The organism is Halobacterium jilantaiense (assembly GCF_900110535.1).
GTDB classification, from domain to species: Archaea; Halobacteriota; Halobacteria; order Halobacteriales; family Halobacteriaceae; genus Halobacterium; species Halobacterium jilantaiense.
The window spans coordinates 2,311,015-2,334,374 of sequence record NZ_FOJA01000001.1; the positions used below are offsets into that span (position 1 = coordinate 2,311,015).

The following is a 23,360-nucleotide window of genomic DNA, read 5'->3' on the forward strand; positions in this document are numbered from 1 at the left end:
CGGGAGGCTATACGTCTCCACCGTCTCTGAGCCGCCGATGAGGATTTCGACTGGCGTCACGGGGCTCGACCGCTTGCTCGACGGTGGGCTGCCCGCGCGCCGGCTGTACACGCTGAGCGGGCCGCCCGGCAGCGGGAAGACGACGCTGGCCGCCCAGTACGTCACGGACGGCATCCGGAACGGCGACGACGTGCTGTACGTCACGATGCACGAGACGCGCAACGAACTCGTCGAGGACATGGCGAACTTCGAGTTCGGGTTCGAGCAGGCCGCCAGCACCGACCGCTTCGAGTTCCTGAACCTCACGATGGAGCGCGCGCGGCGGTCGCTGTCGGGGTACGGCCGGGAATCCGGGCTGTCGGCCCGACTGGCGGCGATGATTCGGCAGGAGGACTACGACCGCGTGGTCGTCGACTCCACGATGCTGCTCGATCACTTCACGGACGACCCCGACACCGAGGTGACGGAGTTCGCGACGAACCTCAAGCAGACGGACGCCACCGTCCTGCTCGTGTCCGAGATGACGGACCCGACGGCGTACGCAGAGGAGCACTACCTCGCACACGGCGTCATCTTCCTCCACAACTTCCTCGAAGAAGGAGGGATGACTCGCGGCGTCCAAGTGGTGAAGATGCGGGGGACGAACATCGACTGCGACATCCGCGACGTGGCGTTCACGGGCTCGGGCCTGAACGTCGACCCGAGCCGCAAGGTCAGGCCAGAGTGATGTACGACGACAGCTTCGACACGGACTGGGACCCCGAGGACGTCGGCCGCGAGGAGGCCGTCTGGCGGGCGTACGCGCTCGGTGCGGCCGCCGCCCTGGGTGAGACCCATCCCGGCGAGTACCGCAAGCTCGTCACTGCGACAGGTCGGTCGCTCGTCGAGATGGCCTACGACGAGGGGAAGTCGGAGGCCGCGAACCTCGACAGCGAACTGGCGTCGGGCAGCGACGAGGCCGAGCTCGACTTCCCGGACCGCGAGACCGCGGTGTGGTCGAAGCTCATCACGTACCGCGAGGAGGAAGGCGACGAGATAGACGCCGACCGCGGCGGCGGCCGGGAGCGCGACGACCTCCCGGACCTCCTGCGGCGCATCGACCTCGACAGCCTGAACCGCGACGACCTCGACCGGCTCCGGCTCCCCGAGCTCCTCTCGAAGAAGTAGCCCGGCACCGAAACCGCCTTGCCCGGGCCGCGTGCAGGTCCGGGCATGGACGCCACCGTCGCCGTCGTGCACTACCCGGAGGGTGCGGGCCACGCCACGCGGATGCTGGCGGTCGCCCGCGAACTCGAAGCCCGGGGGGCGACTGTGGAACTCGCGGGCGGCGGACCGGGCGAGCACTTCGTCGACCTGCTCGGCTACGAGGAGTACGTCCCCACCGTCGTGGACTTCATCGGCGACTACCAGGGCGGCGGCTCGCTCGCCGACGTGCTCACGGGGAGCATTCCCGACGCCGTCCGTCGCGTCCGTGACATCGCTCGGTGGCTGCGCCGGGTGAACGCCGACTGCGTCGTCACGGACGACATGTTCGCGTCGATGGCCGCGCTCCTCGCCCGCGTCCCGCAGTTCGTCACCACGCACAACACGCCCGGCTACTACGACGACCTCGCGGAGCGCGCCGGCGCGAAGCTGCTCACCCGCCAGCAGGTCGCCGCCAGCCGGGCGTTCTTCTACCCGGCCGTCTGGCCCGCGCTCTCGGGCGACCCTCGGGGCGTCGAGCGCGTCCCGCCGCTCGCCCTCGACGTGCCACTCGACGGCGACGTGCCCGACGTGGACGTACTCATTTCGCCCAGCACGTACTCCGACGACCTGGACACGGTCGCCGGCCGGCTCCGCGAGCGCGGCCGGGACGTGACCGTCGTCGGCGGCGACGACTGGACGACCGTCCGGTCGATGCTGCCCGTGCTGCGCGAGGCGAACGCCGTCGTCTGTCCGGGCTACTCGACGGTCATGGAGGCCGCCGTCGCGGGCACGCCCTGCGTCGTCTACCCGTTCACGAGCGAGCAGCGCGGCGTCGCACGGTTCGTCGAGGCCGGCGGCGAACCCGGCTTCGCCGTCGCCGACAATCCGGCCGAAGCGGTCCGCGCGGTCCAGAGTCCGCCCGCCGAGCCGGAGTTCGAGAACGGCGCGCCCGTGGTCGCCGAGCGCGTCGCTGACTGGCGCTGAGCATACCGGGAACGTTTGCCACCGTCACAACCCCCTTCGAGTCGGGTGGCGTGTGTGGTGGTATGTCTGTGCGGGTGGCGGTCGGCCCCCGGCTGCACTTCGGATTCCTGAACCTCTCGCTGGCGCGCGAGCGGCTCTACGGCAGCCTCGGCGTCGCCCTCGACGGGCCACGCGTCGAGGTGTCGGCCGCGCCCGCCGACGGCGTCGACTGCGACCACGCCCGCGCTCGCCCCCACGCCGCGCGAGCCTGCGAGCTGCTGGGCGTGTCCGGCGCGCGCGTCGCCGTCGAGTCCGAACTCCCGCCACACGTCGGCCTCGGCTCGGGAACCCAGCTCGCGCTTGCCGTGTTCGCTGCGGTCGCGCGCGCCCACGACCGCAACCCCACAGTCAGGGGACACGCCCCCGAACTCGGCCGCGGCGGCCGGAGCGGCGTCGGCGTCGCGACCTTCGAGTCCGGCGGCTTCGTCTTCGACGCCGGCCACCCGGCGAGCCAGTTCACTCCGGAGCGCCCCGCTCGCGGCGAGTGGACGGTGCCCCCGGTCGCCGCGCGCCACGACACCCCCGATGACTGGCGGTTTCTGCTCGTGCTCCCGGACGCCGACCCCGGGAAGGCCGGCAGCGAGGAGGACGACAGCATGCGCAGCGCGGTGGAGGGCGCGGACCCGGGGCTCGCAGACCGCATCTCCGCGGTGGTCACCGACCGCGTGCTGCCGGCGGTCGCGACCGGCGACGTGGACGCCTTCGGTGAGGGCGTCGCGGCGGTCGGGCGGCTGAACGGCGCGTGGTACGCGGCCGAGCAGGGCGGCGTCTACCGGCCGCCCGCCGGCGACGTAATCGAGGCTCTCGACGACAGTCCCGCGGTCGCTGGTGCCGGCCAGTCCTCGTGGGGGCCGGCGGTCTACGGCGTCACCGACCGCGGGCGAGCCGACGCGGCCCGGGACGCGGGACAGCGAGCCCTCGACCACGCGGGCGTCGACGGCCGGGTCTGCATCGCCGCCCCTCGAAACACCGGTGCCGCAATCGAGGACTGACTTCCGACCACGAACCCGCTCACTCGACAGCCGGTCGCGGACCGGGGCTTTCGGGCGGTCGTCGCGAGCCGCGAAACCTCCGACGCCTCACGAGCGACCGAGCCGGCAAAAGACGTAAGCCCGGACCTCACTACCGGGGAGACATGGCGACGATTCCGTTCGGCATCTCGCGGCTGGACAGCCGCATCGGGGGTGGGGCACCGGAGGGGAGCGTGGTGCTCCTGTCGGGGGAGGCCGGTGCGGGAGCGCGGGAGTTCCTGTACACGGCGACGATGATGAACGCCGTGGAGTCGGCGGACCGGGAGCTGTTCGACCTGCACTACGGGGACCTCCACGAGAACGCAGTGCTGCCGGAGGAAATCCACTACGTGTCGTTCACGGCCGACCAGTCGGAGCTCCAGCGCGAAATCGCGTTCACGATGGACCAGGAGATCGTGATGGCGGGGACGGACGCGGTGACGTTCACGGACCTCTCGCCGGAGTACTTCCAGCTGAGTCCGGTGCCCCGGGGGTGGTACGCAGGCGCACACCGGTCCGTTCAGGACCTCGGGCACACGGGCGAAGACAGCCGGGACGTGCTGGAGCGGTTCGCGGACTACCTCGACGAGCACGCGCGCGGCAGCCTCGTGGTCGTCGACTCGCTGAACGACCTCATCGGGGCGCGGTCCTCGGACATGGACTTCGCGGACGTGGTGATGACGCTGAAGGGGCTGCGGAAGGCAGCCCGGGAGTGGGGTGGCCTGATTCTGCTGCACCTCACGCGGGACGCCGTGACACAGGAGGAGTTCGGGAGCCTGATGACGTCCGTCGACGGCACGGTGCAGTTCGCGTGGGAGAGCGGCGGGAACGAGCGCGTGCGGACGATGTTCGTCCGCGAGTTCCGCGGCGTCCTCGGGCGGCTGGAGGAAGAGGACATCGTGCAGTTCGAGACGGAGATTCACGACGCCGGGTTCGACGTCAGCGACGTGCGGAAGATTCGGTAGTCTGCCCCGAACGGTTAAGGATACTGGCCGGTAAGGAGAGGTGAATGGCCGACGGCACGTCGGATGGCGTCGAGGGGGCCACACTCGAAGGGCCGGCCGCGGCGTGGCTGGCGGAGCGAGCGGACGAACTCGGCCTCGACGAGGAGGTGTTCCTCAAGCGCGTCGTCGCCGCGTACCGGAGCGTCGAGGACAACGACCTGGACGCGGACCTGGCGACGAGCGACGAGCACGCGGACCGGCTGGACGACCTCGTGGACCGCGTCGAGGACGTCGAGTCGCAGGTCGGCGAGGCCGAGTCCCGCGTCGCGGACGCGGAAGCCGACTTCGACGAGAAGCTCCAGGACGTCCGGGAGCGCGTGGTACAGGTCAAGCGGGAGGCCGACGGGAAGGCGGACGCCGACCACGACCACCCCGACCTCTCCGAGGACGTGGCTGCGGCGCTCGACGCGGCCGAGCGCGTGGACGAGGAGACCGCCATGCTCACCGAGGACGTGGCGGAGCTGACCGACCGCGTGGACGCCGGCTTCGAGAACTTCGAGGCGGTTCTGGAGTTCCTCCGGGACGAGACCGACGACCTCTCGGAGAAGGTGACGACGCTCGCGTCAGCGGTGGTGTCGATGCGGGAGGCCGTGCGGACGGTCGGCGCGGCGGAGGCCCGGCGGTCGCGCACGGACGCCCTGAAGCGCACGGCGAACGTCGCGGGCGTCGAGGAGGCGGACTGCGGGGACTGCGGGCAGTCGGTGACGCTGGCGCTGTTGACCGCGCCGGAGTGCCCGTACTGCGGTGCGCCGTTCGAGGACGTCGAACCGGGGTCGGGCTGGTTCAACAGCCACACGCTGGAGACGGGCGCGACGCCCGCGCTGACCGCGGGTCGGTCGTGGCTGGACGACGACAGCGAGGACCGCGAGGGCGCGTGGCTCGGCGCGGAGACCGAGACGCTGGAGGAGATGGCCGCTGGCGACTCGCCGGCCGACGACGCGGACGACGACCGCGACGCGCCCGTGGAGCCTGCGGAGGTTCTGGACGCGGACGGCGAGAGCCCGGGGCGTGCGGACGGTGGTGAGCCGTGAGCGGCGAGGGGCCGCGCCGCGACCGCGGGTCGGACGACGACGCCGAGCGCGGCGACGCGTCCGGGGAGTCGGCGGCCGCGGACGAGGACGACGCGCCGCTGTCGGACCTGCGTCGAGACGTCGACGAGCGCCGCGACCGGGAGGACGACGACTTCGAGGAGCTGTTCGCGGAGATGGAGGTCGGTGACGTCGACGAGGCCGAGGTGTGGGCGGCGCTCGACGAGTCCGCCGACGAGCCGGTCGTCGACCCGGGCGTCGTGACCGACGCAGTCGGCGAGCCGGCGGACGACGACGGCGAGACGACGGTCGTGGAGAAGAGCCTCTGCCACGGCTGCCCGCACTTCGCGGACCCGCCGGAGACCGCCTGCACGCACGACGGCACGACCATCGAAGCGGAGGTCGACACCGGCCACTTCCGGGTGCGGGACTGTCCCGTCGTCGCCGAGCGCGAAGCCCGTGACCCGGGGGACTTTTCCCCGGACCCCGAGTAATTCAAATATGCAGTTCTGCGACGAGTGCGGCTCGATGATGCACAAGCAGGACGGCGAGATGGTGTGTCAGTCCTGTGGCGCGTCCGCCGAGTCCGAGGCCGACGAGGGGTTCGTGGAGACCGCGAGCCAGGACACCAGCGACGTCATCGAGACGAGCGAGGACGCGAACTTCGAGGGCAAGCCCACGGCCGAGGAGACGTGTCCCGAGTGCGGGCACGACGAAGCCTGGTACACGATTAAGCAGACCGGGAGCGCAGACGAGCCGCCGACGCGATTCTTCAAGTGCCAGGAGTGCGGGGCGCGCTGGCGGGACTACAGCTAGTCCGGGGTCGACGATACACGACCCAGAAACAATTTGTTTCTCGGCGCTGACCTGCGAGCTATGCACCGCCGACGCGTTCTCGCGGCGACTGGGACAGCGGCAGCCGCGCTCGCTGGGACGAGCGGCTGCCTCGGCCGCGGCGGTGACAGTGAGGGCCCGCCGGCAGAGCTGTGCTGGGCTCGGTTGTTCAACGAGGACGACGAGAGCCGGACGTTCGAGTTCGCCGTGGAGGCGACCCGTAGCGACGGGAACGGCACCGAGGACGTGTTCGCAGAGTCCTACGACCTGCCTGCCGGGTCGTTGAAGCGTATCGAGCCGGAACTAGGCGGTAGCGGCCGGTACGTGGTACGAGCGTCGGCAGCGGACGAGACAGTTCGCGTGTCGCTGCCCGAGCAGGTCGCTGCCGCGGACAGGCGGCCCGAGGGCGTGGCGCTGACGTTCCGGGTGGTCGGCGGCACTAACTTCCCGTGGGAGGCCACGCCGTTCCCGGAGTGTTGACCGCATTTCTCCTGTCGAGGTAATTCCCAGTGGCGGAAGCTTTTCCTGCGATTCGGTGGACGCCCAGCCATGGACGACTACGCGCTGGTCGTGAACGTCGACGCCGCCGTCGTTCGCGGCGACGACTACCTTGTCGTCAGGCGGAGCGCCGCAGAGGACCACGCAGCGGGAACCCTGGCGTTCCCCGGCGGGAAGGTCGAGCCCGACGCGTCGGGTGACGCTATCTGGGAGACGGCCCGCCGCGAGGTCCGCGAGGAGGTCGGCGTTGAGGTGAGCGCGGTTGAGTACGTGACGAGCAGCACCTTCACCGCCGACGAGGGCACGGAGTGCCTGAACGTCGTGGTGCGCTGCGAGTACGAGTCGGGCGAGCCCGAGGTCCGGGAGCCCGAAGAGGTGGCCGACGCGTTCTGGCTCGGGTACGACGACCTGGTCGGCCACGAAGACGTGCCCGAATACGTCGAAGTGTACGCGGACGCGGTCGAGGAGAGTCGCTGACGGGGCGCTGCTTACTGCAGGAGGAGCCATGCGGCGGCGACGAGGACGCCGCCGGTCGCGGTCGACAGCACCGCCTGCTGGCGGAGGCTGTCCAGCAGTTCGTGGTCGTGGCTGTTCTCGGAGCGCGTGACGGCCTCGTGGATGTCGCTGCCGGTCTCGCAGTGCGGCAGGAAGTCCATGGCGACGTGGAGGAAGATGCCGGCGGCGAACCCGAAGACGACGGCGCGGAACGTCGGGTCCGTGGGGAACGACAGGACGGTGACGGCGAGCGCAGCGATACCGACGCCCGCGGCCGGGAGCAACAGCATCGTCGCGGAGCGACCGTTCCGGGCGAGGCGGCGGGCGGCGGCGTAGCCCGCGGGGCCCTTGTGGGAGACGATGGCGAGGCCGAGCAGCGGGCCGAGGTCGGGCATCGCGGTGTAGACGACGCCGATGATGGAGCCGGCGGCCAGCGAGTGCGCGGAGAGCTCGGCGGTGGTGCGGTCCAGCGGGAGGTCGAGGTGGGAGAGTCGGTGGCCGACGGTGTGGGCGGCGAACCCGGAGAGGATGCCGGCGGCGACGCCGAAGCCGCCGGGTTTGGCGGCGTAGCCGATGGCCTGCGGGAGGAGGAAGGCGGCGGCGCTGGTGATCATCGCGCCGCTTGCGAGCCCGTACCCCCAGACCAGCCCGCGGGGGTGGTCGGAGGCGGTGCGGCCCCCGAGCGCGGCTGCGCCCGCCATCGCGGCGAACGCGACCCAGGAGATGCCCAGCAGTTTCGGGGCGTCGCCCCGGAGGAAGACGTATGCGGAGAGCCCGACGAACGCGATGGCGCTGACTGCGCCCAGGCGGAGTGTTCGCGCACGAGTCACCTGCGTGGAGTGCGAGACCGACATTCGATTATTAATTCTTCGCGGAATATTAATAGGCTGTCGGTTGTCGCCAGTCCCAAGCCGGAGCCGTCCCAACCACCGTCATGGACGTCTTGTCGATGCGATGGGAGGACCTCCTCGTCGCGAGCTGGCCGGTCGACCCCGCCGTCGTCGCCGACCGGCTGCCAGACGCCCTCACGGTGGACACCTTCGAGGGCGACGCCTATCTCTCGGTCGTCCCGTTCGTGATGGCCGACGTCCGGCCGCGGGGGCTGCCGGCCGCCGTCGGGCGCACGTTCGGCGAACTGAACCTCCGCACGTACGTCACTGGGGACGACCAGCCCGGCATCTACTTCTTCAACCTCGACGCCACCGACCCCGTCGGCGTCCGCATCGCTCGCGCGCTGTTCCGGCTGCCGTACTACGACGCCGACATGCGCGTCGAGCGCGGCCCCGACGGCGTCACCTTCGAGAGCGAGCGCACGCACGACGGCGCACCGCCGCTGGCCTTCGACGCGACCTACCGCGGGGGCAGCGACCTCGCGCGAGCCGAGCCCGGTTCGCTGACGGCGTTCCTCCTGGAGCGCTACCGCTTCTTCGTCGCCGGCCGCGGCGACACCGTCTACCGGGGCGAAGTCGACCACGCGCCCTGGGAACTCGCCGACGCGACCGTCGAGTTCCGCGAGAACGACCTGTTCGCGGCCAACGGCTTCGACCACCCCGACGGCGACCCCCACCTCGCGTACAGCCCCGGGGTCGATGTCACCGCCGCGCTCCCGCGCCGGCTCTGACTACCGGGTCGCCTGCTTCCACGCCTTCAGTCCCAGCACGTCGCCGTCCAGTTCCTCGGGGACGGACGCCGCCCACGTGAACAGGCCGCCGACGTCCTCGGGGTCGCGGCCGCCCATCCCGTGCAGGTCGGTGTCGACGGTGCCAGGGTCGACGCAGCCGACCGCCTGCTCGCAGTCCGCGGCGAACTGGCGGGCGACGCCCTCGACGGCCGCCTTCGAGACGGCGTACGCGCCGAACCCCTGTTTCGCCTCGCGGGCGACGCCGCCGGTCGGCAGAATCGCGCGCCCCGACTCGTCCATGTGCGGGAGCGCCTCCCGGACGGCCGCGAACACGCCCCGGACGTTCGTTCGCACGGTGTCGTCGAACGCGCTGTATGACTCCTCGCCGAGCGGCGTCTCGCCCGCCGAGCCGTGGTAGACGGCCGCGCACGGAACGACCACGTCGACGCCGGACTCCTCGCCCGCGCGGGACGCCGTCTCCATCAGGCGCTCCGCGTCGTACTCGTCGCGGGCGTCGGCCCGCATCCACTCGGCCCCGATGTCCTCGGCGAACGTCTCGACGGCGTCCCGGTTCCGGCCGCCCAGCACGACGGTCGCGCCTTCGTCTGCGAACGCGCGGGCGACCGCTTCGCCCACGCCGCCGGCCGCACCAGTCACGACGACAGTCTCGGTCATACCGGAGTGTGGAGCGCCGCCAGCGTAAAACTCCCGTTACCGGGTGCGGCCGTCAGGCCGTCAGCGTCGTCTCGGTGAGTTCGCCGAGCGGCCGCGTCACGTCGAACTCGGGCGTCGCCACGCGCACCTGCGTGTCGTCGGTCAGCCCCGTGAACCGCAGGTGGAGTTCGAAGCTGCCGTCGTCCCGAATCGGCGCGGCCTCCCGCTTGTCGGCGACTGTGGTCTCGGCCCACGCGTAGTCCCCGGCGTACTGCGCGGCGACCTCGCCGGCGACGACGTAGGACTGGTCGCTGTCGAACTCCCCGCCGCTCAGCGGGAGGTTCTGGTCGCGCCACTCGTAGAACCCCTCGTCGAAGACGTACACGTTCTCGTAGCCGGCTTTCTGGAGGCCGGCCGCGCGCAGCGACGAGAGGTGGTGGGGACACCCGCAGTAGCACACGATTCGGTCGTCCTCGCTCCAGTCCGCGATACCGCCGCCGCTGGAGTTCCGGGTCGCGGGGCTCAACACCGCGCCGTAGATGTGCGCGGACTCGTACTGGTCCGGGCCGCGCGCGTCGACGAACCGCGCGCCCTGAGTCTGGTGCCAGTACTGGACCGCGTCGAGCGGCGCGAGCGTGACTGTCTCCCCGTTGGTCTCTGTCGTCTGGAACTGGGACTCGTCGACGTCCCGGGACGCCGGGTCGCCGTACGCGGGCGCGTACCCGTCGGCCGGGTCGGGGTCGGCCGGGAGGTCCCACTCTTGTCCGGTGTCCGACGAGCCGAACAGCCCGAGACAGCCCGAGAGCGCGGCCGCGGACCCGGTCGCGCCCGCGGCGAGGAACGCACGTCGTCTCATGGCCGAATCGTGGGCGCGTGGGAGGTTAGGCCTGTCGCTGCAGGCACCCGCGTCCGGGAGGCGTTCGCCGTCGTCTGTCGGGGGAGCGCTCGCAGGCCCTGCGACTCTGGACAGTACTTAAGCCCGTCCGGACGGAGAACAGACACTGATGGGACTTCGCAGCCGCCTCTGGACCGGCATCGCGCTCGCCCGCGACAGCGTCGACCTCCTTCGAGACAACCCGGGACTGCTGTGGTTCCCCGCCGCCGCCGGGGTCGCCGGGGTCGCGTTCGCGCTGCTGGCGTTCGGCGGCGCGGTCGGCCTCCTCCCGCTGGCGGCGCTCGCGGACGCCTCCGAGGTCGCGCTCTACGGCGGTCTGGCGGTCGGCTACTTCGGCGCGTCGTTCGTCGTCGTGTTGTTCACGGCCGGACTGATGTTCGCGGCGCGGGAGGTCATGGCGGGCCGCGAACCGAGCGTCCGCGGCGGCCTCGCGGCGGCCTGGGAGCACAAGTCGACGCTGTTCGCGTGGGCGGTGGTGAGCACCGTCGTCGGCCTGGTCGTGCGCGCCATCCAGGAGTCCGACAACCTCGGCGCGGTGCTCGCCGGCGCGCTCCTGAGCGCCTCCTGGGCGGTCGTGACGTACTTCGTCGTCCCCGTCGCCGTCTTCGAGGACGAGGGCATTCGGGGCGTGTTCGGCCGCAGCGTCGACGTCGTCCGGGACACCTGGGGCGAGTCCATCGGGGCCGAGTTCGGCCTCGGCTTCGTTCACGGGATTCTCTTCCTCGGCGTCGTCGCCGTCGCCGCAGTCGTCTTCCTCGCCACCGGAAGCCCGCTCGCGGCGGCCGCCGTCGGCCTGCCGCTGGTCGCGCTGGCGTTCGTCGTCGCGTCGACGCTCAACGGCGTCGCGAAGGTCGCGCTCTACGAGTACGCGACCACGGGTGAACCGCCGCAGTACTTCGAGAACGTGGACTTCGACGTCGGCGGCGACGGCGACGCCGGCCGGACCACTTCGCTGGGTCGGTTCGGCGGCGACCGCAACGACCGAATCTGACCGGACAGCCCCTCAGACGCGCTCGACGTCCTCGACGGTTCGGTCGCTGTCCTCGGCGTCGCCCGTGTTCGTCGTGCCCGCGGGCTCGAACAGCACGACCTCGGTCTCCTCGTGGGCGACCGGGCGGTGTTCGACGCCCGCCGGTGCCACGGTCAGGTCGCCGGGGCCGAGCCGGACCGACCGCTCCTCGCTGTCCGCCCGGTACTCGATTGTGAGGTCGCCGTCCACGACGTAGAACAGTTCGTCGGCGTCGGGGTGGGCGTGCCAGACGAACTCGCCGTCGAGTCGGGCGACCTTGACGTGCTGGTCGTTCAGTTCGGCGAGCAGCCGGGGCTCCCAGGTGTCGTCGACGGCGTCGAAGGCGTCGGCGAGCGAGCGCGCGTCCATACCCCGACTCGGGACGCCGGCCCCTTGGCTGGTTCGACGCCGGCAGGCGACCGGCAACGACTAAGCGGCCGCCGGGCGAAGCCACCGCCGTGACCTACGACGCGGTCGTCTTCGACAACGACGGCGTGTTGACACACCCGACACCGCGCGACGTGCTCCGGGCCGCCACCGTCGAGGCGTTCGAGCGCGTCGGCGTCCCGGACCCGGACCCCGAGCACGTCGACGCCGTCCACCTCCACGTGACGCCCGAGGACCTGCAGTCCGCGGCTGAGGCCTACGACCTCGACCCCGCCGCGCTCTGGCGCGCCCGCGACGAGACGTTCTCGGAGACGCAGGTCGCGGACATGGAGGCCGGCCGGAAGCCCCTCTACGAGGACTACGAGGCGGTCCGGGCGGTCGACGTGCCCCGGGGTATCGTCTCCACGAACCAGCACGCGACCATCGAGGCCATCCTCGACCACCACGGCATCCGCGGGGACTTCCGCTCGTACTACGGCCGCGAGATGGAGCCGGCGAGTCTCCACAAGAAGAAGCCCGAGAGCCACTACCTCGACCGCGCGCTCGCGGACCTCGGGGTCGCCCCCGGGGACGCGCTGTTCGTCGGGGACTCCGAGAGCGACGTGCTCGCCGCCGAGAACGCCGGCACGGACTCGGCGTTCCTCTGGCGCGACCACCGCGAGGGCTACGACCTGAACGCGACCCCGGACTACGAACTCGACTCGCTGCACGACCTCGTGGACATCGCCCAGCCCTGACAGCAAGTCGCACACGACCCGCAGGTAGCAATCCGTTTAGGCGAGAGCCCCCTCCCCGTGAGCAATGAGCTATCGCGTCGGTCTGGTGGGCAAGCCCTCGGTGGGCAAGTCCACGTTCTTCAACGCTGCGACCAACAACGACGTGCCCGAGGGCGCGTACCCGTTCACGACAATCGACCCGGCGGTCGGCGAGGCGTACGTCCGCGTGGAGTGTGCCGCCCCCGAGTTCGGCGAGGAGTGCACGCCGTCGACCGGCTTCTGCGAGGACGGCACGCGGTTCGTCCCGACGAAACTGGTGGACGTCGCGGGTCTCATTCCGGGCGCTCACGAGGGCGCGGGCCTCGGCAACCAGTTCCTCACGGACCTGAACGAGGCGGACGTGCTCGTCCACGTCGTCGACTTCTCGGGGACGACGGACCTCGAAGGCGAGCCGACGGAGGGCCACGACCCCCGCGAGGACATCGACTTCCTCGAAGCGGAACTCGACCAGTGGTACCTCGACGTGCTGGAGAAGGGCATCGAGCGCTACGAGAGCCAGCACATGGTCGAAGCGGATCTGGAGGCGGAACTCGCCGAGCAGATGAGCGCGTTCCGCACTAGCCCCGAGGAGGTCAAGCAAGTGGTGCTCGCGCTCGGCCTCGAACTCGACGCCGACACCTGGGACGAGGCCGACAGGCTGGAGCTCGCCCGGGAGATGCGCAAGCGCACGAAGCCGATGGTGGTCGCCGCGAACAAGATGGACACCCCGGCGGCCCAGGAAAACTGGGCCGAAATCACGAGCGACGAGGACTACGAACACCTGGAGTTCGTGCCCGTGAGCGCGCACGCCGAGCAGGCGCTGAAGCAGGCCGACCAGGGCGACGTGGTGGACTACCGGCCGGGCGACGCCGAGTTCGACATCGTCGGCGACCCGAGCGACGACCAGCGCCAGGGCCTCGAATCCATCCGCGAGTTCGTCGGCGAGTTCGGCGGGACGGGCGTCCAGTCCGCCATCGAGACGGCGCTGTTCGACGCGCTCGGCGTCAAGCCCGTCTTCCCGGGCTCCGCGAACGGCCTCGGCACGCACGACGGCCGCGTGCTCCCGGACGTCTTCCTCCTCGAACCGGACGCGACCGCCGAGGACTTCGCGTACGCCGTCCACTCCGACGTCGGCGAGGGGTTCCTGCACGCGCTGGACTGCCGGGAGAACCGCCAGATAGCGGCCGACCAGACCCTCGACCCGCGGGACGTCGTCGAAATCGTCTCCACGAACTAGCAGCCTCCCTCAGAGGACCGCGCCGGACTGCAAGAGCGCGATGAGCAGCGTGAGCGCCGGGACGCCCAGCAGCGTGGTGACGAGCACGCTCGTGGAGACGAACTGGGGGACGCCGAGGCCGCCGTCGCGGGCGTCCGCGGCGAACTCGGTCACGAGGATGACCGGCGTGACCGCGGCGGGCATCGCGGCCTCCAGCACGAAGACGCGCGCAACGTCTGGGTTCTGGAAGCCGAGCAGGACGGCGACGCCGAGCCCGACGGCGGGCGCGGCGACCAGCCGGAGCGCGACGGCCCACCCCGTCCGGGTGACAGCCGCGCCCGTGTTCGTCCGCGCGAGCTGGATGCCGAGGACGAGCAGCATCACCGGGATGGCGGCGTCGCCGACGAGCTGGACGGACTCCATGGCGGCGCTGTCGGCGGCCGGCACGACGCCGAGCGCGCGAGCGAGCAGCGCGGCGAGCACGGCGTACACCAGCGGGAGCCGGAACACGCGCCGGAGCCCCTCGCGGCCGGCCGACCCGCCGCTCCGGGACGCGGCGTAGACGCCGAGCGTGTACATCAACACGGACTGCACGGAGAGGAAGACGACCGCCGTCTGGCGGCCGACATCGCCGAACGCGAAGTCGGAGACGGGGATGCCGAGGTTCCCCGAGTTCGAGAAGATGGCGACCAGCACGAGCGCGCTCAGGAGTGGCTCGCGTTCGCCCGTCGCGCGACCCACGAGCTCCGCGACCGCCCACATCGCGAGCGTGAACGCGACGACGCCGACGCCGAGTCGGGCCAGCGTGTCGGCGTCGAGGTCGGTGACGGCGAGGCTGTGGAAGACGAGCGCGGGAGCCAGCACGTAGACGACGGCCGTGTTCAGCGCCCCCGGGTCGACGTCCTTCGTCGAGTCGAGCGCGTAGCCGACGCCGGCGATGGCGACGATGGGGCCGACCGCGCCGAGGAAGATGCCGGCGAGGTCGACCATCAGGCCGCCCTCCGGAGCCGGCGGCCGGTCGACGCGACGCGATTCGAGCGCACGACCCGAGCGTCGTCGGTCGTGCATTTCACCGTTACGCCACCGGCACGCTGGACGGCCGCCAGCGCCCTCAGGTCGGCGGGACCGACGCGTTCACGGTGGTGGCTGCCGAGTCTCTCGACGTGAACCCCTGGCTGGTGCTGTTCGTCGCGGGACTGTTCGAGGCGGTGTGGGCCGTCGGGCTGGCGTACGCGGACGGCTTCACCGAGCCGCTGCCGTCGGTCGTGACGCTCGCGGCGATGGCGGTCTCGGTCTACCTGCTCGCGCAGGCGGTCCAGGAGCTCCCCGTCGGCACGGCGTACGCCGTCTGGACGGGCATCGGCGCGGTGACGACCGCGGGCTTTGGCGTCTATCTCTTCGACGAGTCGGTGTCAGCGCTCCGGCTCGCCTGCATCCTCCTGGTCGTCGTCGGCATCGCGGGCCTCCAGGTGACTGGCAGCCACGCCGGGTAGCCGGACGCGAATCATTCCTCGAAGACCACTTCACGGACGGAGACGGCGGTGACGGCGGGCGTGCCGTCGTCGCCGCGCGCCCACTCCAGGTCGGGCCGGACGTCGTAGGTCTCCTCGCCGCCCGCGAGCTCGAGCGTGGCGGTCTCGCCCTGCGCGAACCGCCGGGCGACCGCTGCGCGCGCGCCGTCCGCGAACTCGTTCATGCCGTCGGTGTCCTTCCCGCTGCGAACGGCGACGACGTCCACGTCGAGTCCACTGGGACCGGTGTGCAGCGAGACGCGGAGCGGGACGCGCTCGCCTTCCTCGTCGCCGAGCACGAGCACGGCGTCCTCGGCGTCCTCCAGCCGGTCGATCTCCTCGTCGAGACTGTCGGCGACTCCGGAGACCGACTCGCCGACGCGGGAGAGCACGCGCTCGGCGAGGCGCTCGCCGAAGTCCGGGTCGAACGGCGAGGGGTCGCTGCCGGCGTCTCTCCCGGCGTCGGTCCCGCGACGGGCCGACCGGTCGCGGCCCGGACTGGGGTCGCGCTCCTGGCGCGCTTCCCCGGGGTCGGGGGCGCGCGGCGGCTGCTTGGAGTCCCGGAGGCCGCGGCGGAGCGCGTCCTCCCAGGAGAGGTCCAGCGCGTCCTTGCGGCGCTTCAGCCGCTCGAAGACCTCGTCGTCGTCGACGGTGATGCGTATCTGTCGGCTCACACCGCTGGCTACGACCCGATGTACAATAAATGTGCGCTTCAACGCACACCCGACTCACAATCGTCGCAAGTTTCATGGTGGGTGCCGTCGACGGTGGTGGTATGAGCGACACCGCTCGCGGCGACCGAATCAGCGTCTCCGGGACGAGCAACTACGACAGCGTCGACTGCGGGACCTTCGACGTCAGCGGGAAAGCCACCGTGTCCAGAGACGTCCGAGCCGACGACGTGGACGTCAGCGGGAAGGCCACCGTCGGCGGCGACATGGAGAGCCAGGACGTCGAGGCCACGGGCAAACTCGAGGTGGACGGAAGCACCGCGGCCGACCAGTTGACGATCAGCGGGAAGCTCGCCGTCGGCGGGAACCTCGACGGCCACGACGTCGACGCCAGCGGGAAGCTGTCCGTCGACGGGAGCCTCGTCGCGGCCGACGCCTCGGTCAGCGGCAAAGTTGAGATCGACGCGCTCACAGACGTCACCGACCTCACGGTCAGCGGCACGGCCGCGTTCGACGACGTGAACGCCGAGACCTTCACCGGCGCGGGGAGCGTGACGGCCGGCGACGTCCGCGCCGACAGCTTCGACCTGACCGTCGACGGCCGCTCGGCGGTCGACGCGCTGACCGCGACCGACGTGGTCGTCCGGGACAGCGCCCAGTCGGGGTCCTTCCTCCGTCGGCTCCTCCGCGGCGACGGCGTCCTCGATGTCGGTACCGTCGAAGCCGAGACGGCCGACCTCGACGCCACGCGCGCCGACACCGTCGCTGCGGAGACAGTCACTCTCGGCCCCGATGCGGAGGTCGGAACGGTGTACGCCGACACCCTCGACGCACACGCCGACGCCACCGTCGACGAGACCCGCGACTACGCGGCGTACTGAGCCGCGGCCTCACTCCGCGTCGCCGAGCGACTCGCAGTCTCCGACGGCGTACGCGCGAGCGTCCTCCAGAATCGACTCCAGACGGTCGACGTCGGTGTCGTCGGCGTTCAGTTCGGCGAGCGCGTCCCCGATTCTCGTGGCAGCGCCCGCGAGCCGGTGGCGGCGCTCGTAGGACTCGGTGACGTCGGCGACCACGGTCAGCACGGCGGGCTCGTCGGTGCCCGGCGCGTCGAAGGGAATCTTGTGGACCTCCTCGACGCGCTCGCCGCCGTGTTCGTCGTCGACGTGCTGCTCGGGGACGTACAGCGGCTCCCCGGACTCGATTACCTGCTCGTCCTCCCGGCGGAACCGCTCCACGAGGTCGTCGGGCACCAGTTCGGACTCCATGCGGCCCTCGACCTCCTCGGGTGTCATCCCGTAGTTCTCAGCGCCCGACTCGTTCACGAGCAGGTACTCGCCGTCGAGCGTCTTCACGAGGACGCACTGCGGAAGGAGGTCGAGCGCCCGCCGCAGCCGCTGCTCGCCGCGCTCGGCGGCCTCGTGAGCGCGCCGCCGGCTGACCGCGTTCCGAACCGTGTTCGCCAGCACGGCGTACTGGTCGGTGCCGGTGTCTTTCTGGATGTAGTCGGTGACACCCGCCGAGATGGCGTCGCTCGCGATACCCTCGTTTCCGCGGCCGGTGAACAGCACGAACGGCAACTCGGGGTGGTCCTCGCGGACGGCCTCCAGTAACTCCAGCCCGTCCATCGAGTGCATCTCGTAGTCGGACACCACGCAGTCCACGTCCGCGACCAGACCGAGCGCAGCCTGCGGGTCCGTGACAGTCCGCACGGACAGCGGCGCGCCGCCGTCGTCGCGTTCGAGGTAGGTCGCAGTGAGGTCGGCGAACGCCTCGTCGTCCTCCACGTGGAGGACGCGAATCACGCTCGCGGCCGGGTCTCCGGTCTCAGACGCCCGGTTCCCGGTGTCCATGTCGCGAGCCACGGCGACCGCAGGCAAAGGCGTTTCGCTCGCTCAACAGGTCTGGCGCGGTATCACTCGTCGGCGACGGGCACCGTCAGCACCGGCGTCTCCGTGGACTCGACGACCTGCCGGGAGACGCTGCCAAGCATCGACTGCTCGAACTCGCCGCGCCGCGTCCCCATCACGACGAGGTCCGTGTGCCCGTCGTCGAGCGCCCCGAGAATCTCCTCCGCCGGGTCGCCCTCTCGCACGTCCGTGGTCACGGTGACGCCCGCGTCCTCCAGGCGCTCGGTGGTCTGCGAGACGGCGGCCTCGCCCTGCTCGTGGAGCTGTGCGGTCGCTTCGTCCTGCATCCCGTCGTCGAGCGTGAGGAACGCGCGGTCGTCGACGACGTAGAGAACGTCCACGGTCGCGTCGCGCCGGGCGGCGATGTCGGCGGCGTGGTCGACGACGCGCTCCATTGACTCGTGGCCGTCCGTCGGCAGCAGGATTCGGTCGTACATGGGCGGCCGTACGGCGACCCGCGGTAAAACCGACGCGGATTCCGCGCAGCGTCGGGCTCCCCGTGTCCTCCAGCCGCCCGCTGGGGCCGCAGCGGGACAGCTATCAGTCGCCCGACGTGGTTCGTCGGGGTTACTCGTCGAACGGCACAGCCCGGGTTCGGCATCCCGACGACCCCCCGAAACGTCGCGGGCCGACGCGTATCAGCCGCCGAGGCGGCGGAAGTAACGCTCGCGTACGAATCGGTGGTCGACACTGGCGGCGCTGCGGAGAAGTAGGGTCGAACACGCCGAAGCTCGACGAGTTCGGCCCTAGTGCGGCCTTACGATTCGCGGCACGCGACCCGCTCAGGAAAACACGTCGGCCACGAAACCAGTAGGGTCAGGGGCGCTGAAAGTAGCGCGCCGTTTGGTGATTCGGGCCAGATTATAACAATGCGTGTGGCGGCCGACATGTTCTCTTGCGCATGACAGGCACGAGTACCAGACGCAAAATCGGGGCCCTGCTGATGGCGCTGACAGTCGTTCTCTCCGCGGGAACGGCTGTCACAGCCACGTCTGGCGGGGTCTCGACACAGGCGAGTACAGTAGCGCAACAGGACGACGACGAGTCGCCGGCATCGGTCGCCACAGCCGAGGACGTCGAAGCCGACAGCATCGCGATGCAGAACGTCACCGTGACGGACCTGACGTTCCAGCTCGACGAGATCGAGGGCACCGAGGACGCCCTCCGTGACGGCTTCGCGTCCACGCTCGGCAACAACGTCGAGGGCTTCGACGCCGACGCCATTCAGATAGACAACATCCAGTCCGCTTCGATTACCATCGAGAACAACACGGTCACCGTCGACGCCGACATCGGGTCTCTCGGGCTCGAAGGTGTTGAGGCCGACACCGTGAACTGGAACCGCTCGAACGGGAACGTCGTCGAGGGGATGCTCCTCGGCGGCAGCCTCACGTTCGAGTCGCTGTCCATCGAGGGGCTCAGCGTGGGTTCCCTGACAGTCGATGCGGGTCCGTCCGAGCCGGCGGAGCCACCGGAGAACGAGACCACTGAGGAACCAACCACGGAAGAGCCGACCACGGAAGCACCGACGACTACCGAGGAGCCAACCACTACGGAGGAACCGACCACAGAAGAGCCGACCACCACCGAGGAGCCGACCACTACGGAGGAGCCGACCACTGAGGAGCCGACTACGGAAGAGCCGACTACGGAAGAGCCGACTACGGAAGAGCCGACGACTACCGAGGAGCCAACCACTACGGAGGAGCCGACCACTGAGGAGCCGACCACGGAAGAACCGACCACCGAGGAACCGACCACCGAGGAACCGACCACCGAGGAACCGACCACCGAGGAACCGACCACCACCGAGGAGCCAACCACTACGGAGGAACCGACCACTGAGGAACCGACAACCACGGAAGAACCGACGACCACCGAGGAACCGACCACTGAGGAGCCGACAACCACGGAAGAACCGACGACCACCGAGGAACCGACCACTGAGGAGCCGACGACCACCGAGGAGCCGACCACTGAGGAGCCGACAACCACGGAAGAACCGACGACCTCCGAGGAACCGACCACTGAGGAGCCGACGACCACCGAGGAGCCGACCACCACCACGATGGCCCCACCCGGTGACGGGGACGGCGACGACGGTGGTGCCGGTGACGGCGACGAGAACGACACCGCGACCGTGACGTTCCAGAACCAGACGTCGAACGGGACGGCTGTGAACGTCTCGTCCGTGACGCTGCCCGAGGACGGCTACGTGGCCGTCCACAACGACTCGCTGCTCGACGGTGACGTCACGGATAGCGTCATCGGCGTCTCGGAGTACCTCGAAGCCGGCACGCACGAGAACGTGACGGTGACGCTGTTCAACGTCTCTGGTGCCGACTTCAATGCCACGGGTGGTGAGAACATGACTCTCGATGCGAACCAGACGCTCATCGCGATGCCGCACGAGGAGACCACTGGTGACGAGAGTTACGACTTCGTCTTCACCGGCGGAGTCGACGACGGGCCGTTCACCGCCGACGGTGAAGCGGTGACCGCGTCTGCGATGGTGTCCGTCGAGAACGCCACGGCGTCCGACGAGATGGACAACAACGAGACGACGACCAACGACACCACCACGATGACGACCAACGGCAACGACACCACGACCGTCGCACCGCCGAACGGTGACGACGGCGACAACGGTGCCGGTGCCGGGGACGACAACGACACCGCCACGCCGGACGTGGCGAACGTGACGTTCCAGAACCAGACGTCGAACGGGACGGCTGTGAACGTCTCGTCGGTGATGCTGCCCGAGGACGGCTACGTCGCCATCCACAACGACTCCCTGCTGGAGGGACAGGTCGTGAGTAGTGTCGTCGGCGTCTCGGAGTATCTCGAAGCCGGCACGCACGAGAACGTGACGGTGACGCTGTTCAACGTCTCTGGTGCCGAGTTCAACGCGACCAGCGACGCGATGGAAATCGACGGCGAGCAGAACGTGACGCTCGCGGAGAACCAGTCCCTCGTCGCGATGCCGCACGTCGAAGACAGCGGCAACGAGACCTACGACTTCGTCGCGTCTGACGGGCTCGACGACGGGCCGTTCACCGCGGACGGCGTGGCGGTGACCGACCGCGCGTTCGTCACCATCGTGATGAACGAGACGGCCGCCAACGAGACTGAGGGCGCGACCTGAGGCCGGACGCCCGGCCGTCGCGGTGCGGCCCACGCGATCTCTTTTTCGTGACCGTCGAGTCACGAGCGACGACTCTCTGGTGGCGTGTCGACGGGTCAGACGCCGTCGTAGAACGCGCAGTTCTCGTCGTCGGCGAGATTGCGGAGGCGGCGGTCGTCGTCGCCGAACTGTCGCTGGCAGCGGTCGACCCAGGAGACGTCAGTGCTCGGCGGGTCGCTGTCAGTGGGGGCGTCGACGGGTGGGAGGCTGGGCTCGGGTGCTTCGACTCGTTCTGTTGCGGTCTTCATTCGGTGATGGCTGGACCAAGTGATTCGGAAGTCGACGCGGTGGCGGTGACTGAACGAGCGGCGTGGTGCATCGGAGTGTCTTCATCTCTGACCCCATATATCATAAAAGTTCATGTTGTATGTGTGGTCGCTCACAGGAACCGCGCCTGCAGCCAGCCCGAACCGACGAGGCCGTCTCCAATTTCAGGCTCGTACGTGCCCGCAAGGTGAGACCCGAGAAAGAGTTGTGCTGTGACATCCCCGTCCTCTGGATTTCGGAAGAGCGGCGCTTCTAGCACGTATCCCTCGAAGAGCGTGTTCTCCACCTTCGTCACGTCCTCGACTACTGTCTGGATGTGGTAGTCGTCGGGCGCGCCCTCGTCGACTGGAAGTATCGCCGCCATCTCGGAGATGTCGAACTTGCCGGCGTCCGTCGATACTGTGTCCTCTTCGCGCGGTCCGGCGTCGTAGAGGAACGCTGCCACCGACACCTCACGTTCGCCGCCGAACGCGTCCCGCTCCCGTTCGAAGAAGTTTGTCGGGAACAGTCCCAGTGACGCCGGCCCGAACTCTCCGTGTATCCAAGCTTCCACGCCGTTCTCCCACTCTTCGAGTCCACCCGCGTAGAATGTCTGCTGGCTTCCCGACAACACTGGGTACGCCGTCACGGTGTCCCCTGTTCTGGTCACTGTGCGGACGCCGACTGGCCCGTCGTCGTAGCGGTACCCCATCACGCCCTCGCGGTCGCTGTTCACGGGCTCTCCGTCTTCTCTCGGGCGGTCCGTGAGTGATTCCACGCGATGAGGCCACTCGTCTTCTGCGACGACGGTCGTCCAGTGCCTGCCGTGGCTCTGATGGTTGTCACCAGCACCGCCACGGTCGTCCCCCCGAACCAACGACAGGAGCCCATTCAAGAGTTCCATGCACCGTGGCTCCCCGGCACTTGTGTTATATTTTCTGCCACAATTCCGTTCGGTGATAACTGGCGGCGGCTGTCTCGCGCTACCACGCGTACCACGCCCTTTTACTGTGGTGGGTTCGTAGCAGTGGTGTGAGCGACGAGACAGGGCGCCGGAACCTCCGGATGCCCAACGACGACGAGGTGTTTGCGGTCGTCAAGCGGCACGACGGCGGGAACCACGTAACGCTGCAGTGCGCAGACGGCGAGGAACGCATGGGCCGCATCCCCGGCCGCATGAAGTACCGGACCTGGATCAACGAGGGCGACGTCGTCCTCGCGGAGCCGTGGGACTGGCAGGACGAGAAGGCCAACGTCGAGTGGCGGTACTCGGACCAGGACGCGGACCAGCTCCGCGAAGAAGGCCACATCGAGTAATCGCGTCGCGACCCGCCGTCACGGGCGCACGCACCAGTATTTCTGACTCCCGAGCGACGGCGCTGCACTGACTTCCGGACTCGACGCCGACAGCACGGCCGCTGCCAGGTCTCGAATTTTGCGTCGCGGCCCGGTCGGCCGCCGCTCGTCACCAAACGCGCCGCTAGTCGGGTAGCGCCGCCGAAAAAACCGCAGTTCGTTCGTAGTGGAAGTCCGAGTTACAGGCGAACGACGTTCGTCGCTCGCGGGCCCTTGTCGGCCTGCTCGATGTCGAACTCGATTTCGGTGCCTTCAGTGAGATCCTCGCCGCCGACGTCCTCCATGTGGAAGAAAACGTCCTCGTCCGCGTCCTCAGTCTCGATGAAACCGTAGCCGCCAGTGTCGTTGAAGAAGTCGACCTTACCTTCTGCCATTGCGACCGGAGAAACGCCGGACACACATAAAAGGGTGCCGCATTCGTCAAGCAGAGCTGGCGAACAGTAGACGAACGTCTGTTGAACCACCGAAAATCGTGTCTTTGTACACCATACGGTCGGCGGTGAGCCGTTAACTGGCGTGCTTCTCCAGAATTCCACCGTCTTTCCGAGGAATCGCCAGTCCGGCCACGCTGAATCTCGGCGGTCGTCGCGCTCAGTACCGACCCTGCGACGGGCGGGTGTTCGCGCCGCGCGGCGTCCACCAAGCGCCGCCACACCGGCCGCTACGGCCACCGTTATCCAGTCCGAGTGTCGCGACCGAGGGGGCATATCCGCCGCCTGTCGGCGCTGGCGACGGCCTCGCGGCGGCGACTCGGAGCCGAGCAGCGAGTAAGACCGCGTTACGCGCGCCGCTGGCACCCGCCGCTCTGACTGGCTCCGTCGCCGGACACCGACCCCAGCGCACCGGGCCGCCAGCCCGCTCGGAATGA

The 23,360-nt window shown here is 69.7% G+C and carries 29 protein-coding genes; 18 read left to right on the forward strand and 11 right to left on the reverse strand.

The features are described 5' to 3' along the window. Positions 1-37: 37 nt before the first annotated feature. The 10 genes from BMW35_RS12045 to BMW35_RS12090 all read left to right on the forward strand — a co-directional run bounded on the left by BMW35_RS12045 (position 38) and on the right by BMW35_RS12090 (position 7,059). Positions 38-727, forward strand: a complete 690-nt coding sequence (locus tag BMW35_RS12045; RefSeq protein WP_089669681.1) for an RAD55 family ATPase — start codon at positions 38-40, stop codon at positions 725-727. Next, positions 727-1,167 (forward strand): DUF8057 family protein, encoded by a 441-nt coding sequence (locus tag BMW35_RS12050; protein WP_089669683.1) that lies wholly within the window; start codon positions 727-729, stop codon positions 1,165-1,167. Before BMW35_RS12045 ends, BMW35_RS12050 begins: the two co-directional genes overlap by 1 nt. Before the next feature lie 45 nt (positions 1,168-1,212). After that, on the forward strand, positions 1,213-2,169 hold the full coding sequence (locus BMW35_RS12055) for a glycosyltransferase (protein WP_089669686.1): 957 nt from the start codon (positions 1,213-1,215) through the stop codon (positions 2,167-2,169). Between the two features lie 62 nt (positions 2,170-2,231). Further along, positions 2,232-3,200: a beta-ribofuranosylaminobenzene 5'-phosphate synthase family protein gene (locus tag BMW35_RS12060; protein WP_089669688.1), complete on the forward strand. Its 969-nt coding sequence runs from the start codon at positions 2,232-2,234 to the stop codon at positions 3,198-3,200. Positions 3,201-3,343: 143 nt separating this feature from the next. Continuing rightward, positions 3,344-4,183 (forward strand): RAD55 family ATPase, encoded by an 840-nt coding sequence (locus BMW35_RS12065; protein ID WP_089669690.1) that lies wholly within the window; start codon positions 3,344-3,346, stop codon positions 4,181-4,183. A gap of 44 nt (positions 4,184-4,227) precedes the next feature. Further along, on the forward strand, positions 4,228-5,253 hold the full coding sequence (locus BMW35_RS12070) for an Rpo12/RPC10 RNA polymerase subunit family protein (RefSeq protein ID WP_089669695.1): 1,026 nt from the start codon (positions 4,228-4,230) through the stop codon (positions 5,251-5,253). Next, entirely contained in the window at positions 5,250-5,744 is a 495-nt protein-coding gene (locus tag BMW35_RS12075) for a DUF8135 domain-containing protein (protein ID WP_089669697.1), read from the forward strand. The genes BMW35_RS12070 and BMW35_RS12075 overlap by 4 nt, the downstream gene beginning before the upstream one ends. Positions 5,745-5,751: 7 nt before the next feature. Further along, complete coding sequence (locus BMW35_RS12080; protein WP_089669699.1) at positions 5,752-6,066, forward strand: transcription factor S; 315 nt, start codon at positions 5,752-5,754, stop codon at positions 6,064-6,066. Positions 6,067-6,126: 60 nt separating this feature from the next. Continuing rightward, positions 6,127-6,564 carry a hypothetical protein gene (locus BMW35_RS12085; RefSeq protein ID WP_089669702.1) on the forward strand — a complete coding sequence of 146 codons (438 nt, stop codon included), beginning with the start codon at positions 6,127-6,129 and terminating at the stop codon, positions 6,562-6,564. A gap of 69 nt (positions 6,565-6,633) precedes the next feature. Further along, positions 6,634-7,059, forward strand: a complete 426-nt coding sequence (locus BMW35_RS12090; RefSeq protein ID WP_089669704.1) for an NUDIX domain-containing protein — start codon at positions 6,634-6,636, stop codon at positions 7,057-7,059. An 11-nt stretch (positions 7,060-7,070) separates the two neighbouring features. Here BMW35_RS12090 and BMW35_RS12095 read toward each other — a convergent pair whose 3' ends face one another. Further along, positions 7,071-7,931 (reverse strand): ZIP family metal transporter, encoded by an 861-nt coding sequence (locus BMW35_RS12095; RefSeq protein ID WP_089669706.1) that lies wholly within the window; start codon positions 7,929-7,931, stop codon positions 7,071-7,073. A gap of 80 nt (positions 7,932-8,011) precedes the next feature. Between BMW35_RS12095 and BMW35_RS12100 the strand changes: the two genes are divergently transcribed. Further along, positions 8,012-8,698 (forward strand): YqjF family protein, encoded by a 687-nt coding sequence (locus BMW35_RS12100; RefSeq protein ID WP_089669708.1) that lies wholly within the window; start codon positions 8,012-8,014, stop codon positions 8,696-8,698. Here the strand turns inward: BMW35_RS12100 and BMW35_RS12105 are convergent, their stop codons facing one another. After that, on the reverse strand, positions 8,699-9,373 hold the full coding sequence (locus BMW35_RS12105; RefSeq protein WP_089669710.1) for an SDR family oxidoreductase: 675 nt from the start codon (positions 9,371-9,373) through the stop codon (positions 8,699-8,701). Positions 9,374-9,425: 52 nt separating this feature from the next. Continuing rightward, positions 9,426-10,208 carry a rhodanese-like domain-containing protein gene (locus tag BMW35_RS12110; RefSeq protein ID WP_089669712.1) on the reverse strand — a complete coding sequence of 261 codons (783 nt, stop codon included), beginning with the start codon at positions 10,206-10,208 and terminating at the stop codon, positions 9,426-9,428. A 148-nt stretch (positions 10,209-10,356) separates the two neighbouring features. On the opposite strand from BMW35_RS12110, the gene BMW35_RS12115 reads away from it, so the two are divergent. After that, positions 10,357-11,238, forward strand: coding sequence for a DUF6159 family protein (locus tag BMW35_RS12115; RefSeq protein ID WP_089669714.1), 882 nt, complete (start codon positions 10,357-10,359; stop codon positions 11,236-11,238). 12 nt (positions 11,239-11,250) lie between these two features. On the opposite strand, the gene BMW35_RS12120 is transcribed toward BMW35_RS12115, so the two are convergent. After that, the gene (locus BMW35_RS12120) at positions 11,251-11,625 is read right to left on the reverse strand and encodes a cupin domain-containing protein (protein WP_089669715.1); all 375 of its coding nucleotides are present in this window, start codon (positions 11,623-11,625) and stop codon (positions 11,251-11,253) included. Between the two features lie 89 nt (positions 11,626-11,714). Between BMW35_RS12120 and BMW35_RS12125 the strand changes: the two genes are divergently transcribed. Together BMW35_RS12125 and BMW35_RS12130 are read left to right on the forward strand one after the other, a co-directional pair. After that, positions 11,715-12,380 carry an HAD family hydrolase gene (locus BMW35_RS12125; protein WP_089669717.1) on the forward strand — a complete coding sequence of 222 codons (666 nt, stop codon included), beginning with the start codon at positions 11,715-11,717 and terminating at the stop codon, positions 12,378-12,380. A 64-nt stretch (positions 12,381-12,444) separates the two neighbouring features. Next, a complete protein-coding gene (locus BMW35_RS12130) occupies positions 12,445-13,635 on the forward strand; it encodes a redox-regulated ATPase YchF (protein ID WP_089669719.1) in 1,191 nt (396 codons plus the stop codon). A 9-nt stretch (positions 13,636-13,644) separates the two neighbouring features. Here BMW35_RS12130 and BMW35_RS12135 read toward each other — a convergent pair whose 3' ends face one another. Further along, positions 13,645-14,604 (reverse strand): AEC family transporter, encoded by a 960-nt coding sequence (locus BMW35_RS12135; protein ID WP_089670421.1) that lies wholly within the window; start codon positions 14,602-14,604, stop codon positions 13,645-13,647. 173 nt (positions 14,605-14,777) lie between these two features. Between BMW35_RS12135 and BMW35_RS12140 the strand changes: the two genes are divergently transcribed. After that, a complete protein-coding gene (locus tag BMW35_RS12140) occupies positions 14,778-15,107 on the forward strand; it encodes a DMT family transporter (protein ID WP_089670422.1) in 330 nt (109 codons plus the stop codon). 11 nt (positions 15,108-15,118) lie between these two features. On the opposite strand, the gene BMW35_RS12145 is transcribed toward BMW35_RS12140, so the two are convergent. After that, positions 15,119-15,799, reverse strand: a complete 681-nt coding sequence (locus tag BMW35_RS12145) for a hypothetical protein (RefSeq protein ID WP_089669721.1) — start codon at positions 15,797-15,799, stop codon at positions 15,119-15,121. 101 nt (positions 15,800-15,900) lie between these two features. Here BMW35_RS12145 and BMW35_RS12150 point away from each other — a divergent pair, with 101 nt between their 5' ends. Further along, a complete protein-coding gene (locus BMW35_RS12150; protein WP_089669723.1) occupies positions 15,901-16,677 on the forward strand; it encodes a hypothetical protein in 777 nt (258 codons plus the stop codon). 9 nt (positions 16,678-16,686) lie between these two features. Here the strand turns inward: BMW35_RS12150 and BMW35_RS12155 are convergent, their stop codons facing one another. Then, positions 16,687-17,649, reverse strand: coding sequence for a PAS domain-containing protein (locus BMW35_RS12155; RefSeq protein ID WP_089669726.1), 963 nt, complete (start codon positions 17,647-17,649; stop codon positions 16,687-16,689). Between the two features lie 62 nt (positions 17,650-17,711). Then, a complete protein-coding gene (locus BMW35_RS12160; RefSeq protein ID WP_089669728.1) occupies positions 17,712-18,143 on the reverse strand; it encodes a universal stress protein in 432 nt (143 codons plus the stop codon). A gap of 464 nt (positions 18,144-18,607) precedes the next feature. Between BMW35_RS12160 and BMW35_RS15695 the strand changes: the two genes are divergently transcribed. Next, positions 18,608-20,851 carry a DUF7282 domain-containing protein gene (locus BMW35_RS15695; protein ID WP_177170838.1) on the forward strand — a complete coding sequence of 748 codons (2,244 nt, stop codon included), beginning with the start codon at positions 18,608-18,610 and terminating at the stop codon, positions 20,849-20,851. A 95-nt stretch (positions 20,852-20,946) separates the two neighbouring features. Here the strand turns inward: BMW35_RS15695 and BMW35_RS12170 are convergent, their stop codons facing one another. Continuing rightward, entirely contained in the window at positions 20,947-21,138 is a 192-nt protein-coding gene (locus BMW35_RS12170) for a hypothetical protein (RefSeq protein ID WP_089669730.1), read from the reverse strand. Positions 21,139-21,269: 131 nt separating this feature from the next. Next, positions 21,270-21,872, reverse strand: coding sequence for a hypothetical protein (locus BMW35_RS12175; RefSeq protein WP_143052198.1), 603 nt, complete (start codon positions 21,870-21,872; stop codon positions 21,270-21,272). Positions 21,873-22,168: 296 nt separating this feature from the next. On the opposite strand from BMW35_RS12175, the gene BMW35_RS12180 reads away from it, so the two are divergent. Continuing rightward, positions 22,169-22,453, forward strand: a complete 285-nt coding sequence (locus BMW35_RS12180; RefSeq protein ID WP_089669733.1) for a translation initiation factor eIF-1A — start codon at positions 22,169-22,171, stop codon at positions 22,451-22,453. Positions 22,454-22,671: 218 nt separating this feature from the next. On the opposite strand, the gene BMW35_RS12185 is transcribed toward BMW35_RS12180, so the two are convergent. Continuing rightward, positions 22,672-22,866, reverse strand: coding sequence for a cold-shock protein (locus tag BMW35_RS12185; protein ID WP_089669736.1), 195 nt, complete (start codon positions 22,864-22,866; stop codon positions 22,672-22,674). Between the last annotated feature and the right edge of the window lie 494 nt (positions 22,867-23,360).

Excerpts from the sequence above, each read along its gene's own strand:
- BMW35_RS12045 (WP_089669681.1), top strand. The coding sequence starts at position 38 with ATGAGGATTTCGACTGGCGTCACGGGGCTCGACCGCTTGCTCGACGGT.
- BMW35_RS12050 (WP_089669683.1), top strand. The coding sequence starts at position 727 with ATGTACGACGACAGCTTCGACACGGACTGGGACCCCGAGGACGTCGGC.
- BMW35_RS12055 (WP_089669686.1), top strand. The coding sequence starts at position 1,213 with ATGGACGCCACCGTCGCCGTCGTGCACTACCCGGAGGGTGCGGGCCAC.
- BMW35_RS12060 (WP_089669688.1), top strand. The coding sequence starts at position 2,232 with ATGTCTGTGCGGGTGGCGGTCGGCCCCCGGCTGCACTTCGGATTCCTG.
- BMW35_RS12065 (WP_089669690.1), top strand. The coding sequence starts at position 3,344 with ATGGCGACGATTCCGTTCGGCATCTCGCGGCTGGACAGCCGCATCGGG.
- BMW35_RS12070 (WP_089669695.1), top strand. The coding sequence starts at position 4,228 with ATGGCCGACGGCACGTCGGATGGCGTCGAGGGGGCCACACTCGAAGGG.
- BMW35_RS12080 (WP_089669699.1), top strand. The coding sequence starts at position 5,752 with ATGCAGTTCTGCGACGAGTGCGGCTCGATGATGCACAAGCAGGACGGC.
- BMW35_RS12085 (WP_089669702.1), top strand. The coding sequence starts at position 6,127 with ATGCACCGCCGACGCGTTCTCGCGGCGACTGGGACAGCGGCAGCCGCG.
- BMW35_RS12090 (WP_089669704.1), top strand. The coding sequence starts at position 6,634 with ATGGACGACTACGCGCTGGTCGTGAACGTCGACGCCGCCGTCGTTCGC.
- BMW35_RS12095 (WP_089669706.1), bottom strand. The coding sequence starts at position 7,931 with ATGTCGGTCTCGCACTCCACGCAGGTGACTCGTGCGCGAACACTCCGC.
- BMW35_RS12100 (WP_089669708.1), top strand. The coding sequence starts at position 8,012 with ATGGACGTCTTGTCGATGCGATGGGAGGACCTCCTCGTCGCGAGCTGG.
- BMW35_RS12105 (WP_089669710.1), bottom strand. The coding sequence starts at position 9,373 with ATGACCGAGACTGTCGTCGTGACTGGTGCGGCCGGCGGCGTGGGCGAA.
- BMW35_RS12110 (WP_089669712.1), bottom strand. The coding sequence starts at position 10,208 with ATGAGACGACGTGCGTTCCTCGCCGCGGGCGCGACCGGGTCCGCGGCC.
- BMW35_RS12115 (WP_089669714.1), top strand. The coding sequence starts at position 10,357 with ATGGGACTTCGCAGCCGCCTCTGGACCGGCATCGCGCTCGCCCGCGAC.
- BMW35_RS12120 (WP_089669715.1), bottom strand. The coding sequence starts at position 11,625 with ATGGACGCGCGCTCGCTCGCCGACGCCTTCGACGCCGTCGACGACACC.
- BMW35_RS12130 (WP_089669719.1), top strand. The coding sequence starts at position 12,445 with ATGAGCTATCGCGTCGGTCTGGTGGGCAAGCCCTCGGTGGGCAAGTCC.
- BMW35_RS12135 (WP_089670421.1), bottom strand. The coding sequence starts at position 14,604 with ATGGTCGACCTCGCCGGCATCTTCCTCGGCGCGGTCGGCCCCATCGTC.
- BMW35_RS12150 (WP_089669723.1), top strand. The coding sequence starts at position 15,901 with ATGAGCGACACCGCTCGCGGCGACCGAATCAGCGTCTCCGGGACGAGC.
- BMW35_RS12155 (WP_089669726.1), bottom strand. The coding sequence starts at position 17,649 with ATGGACACCGGGAACCGGGCGTCTGAGACCGGAGACCCGGCCGCGAGC.
- BMW35_RS12160 (WP_089669728.1), bottom strand. The coding sequence starts at position 18,143 with ATGTACGACCGAATCCTGCTGCCGACGGACGGCCACGAGTCAATGGAG.
- BMW35_RS15695 (WP_177170838.1), top strand. The coding sequence starts at position 18,608 with ATGACAGGCACGAGTACCAGACGCAAAATCGGGGCCCTGCTGATGGCG.
- BMW35_RS12170 (WP_089669730.1), bottom strand. The coding sequence starts at position 21,138 with ATGAAGACCGCAACAGAACGAGTCGAAGCACCCGAGCCCAGCCTCCCA.
- BMW35_RS12185 (WP_089669736.1), bottom strand. The coding sequence starts at position 22,866 with ATGGCAGAAGGTAAGGTCGACTTCTTCAACGACACTGGCGGCTACGGT.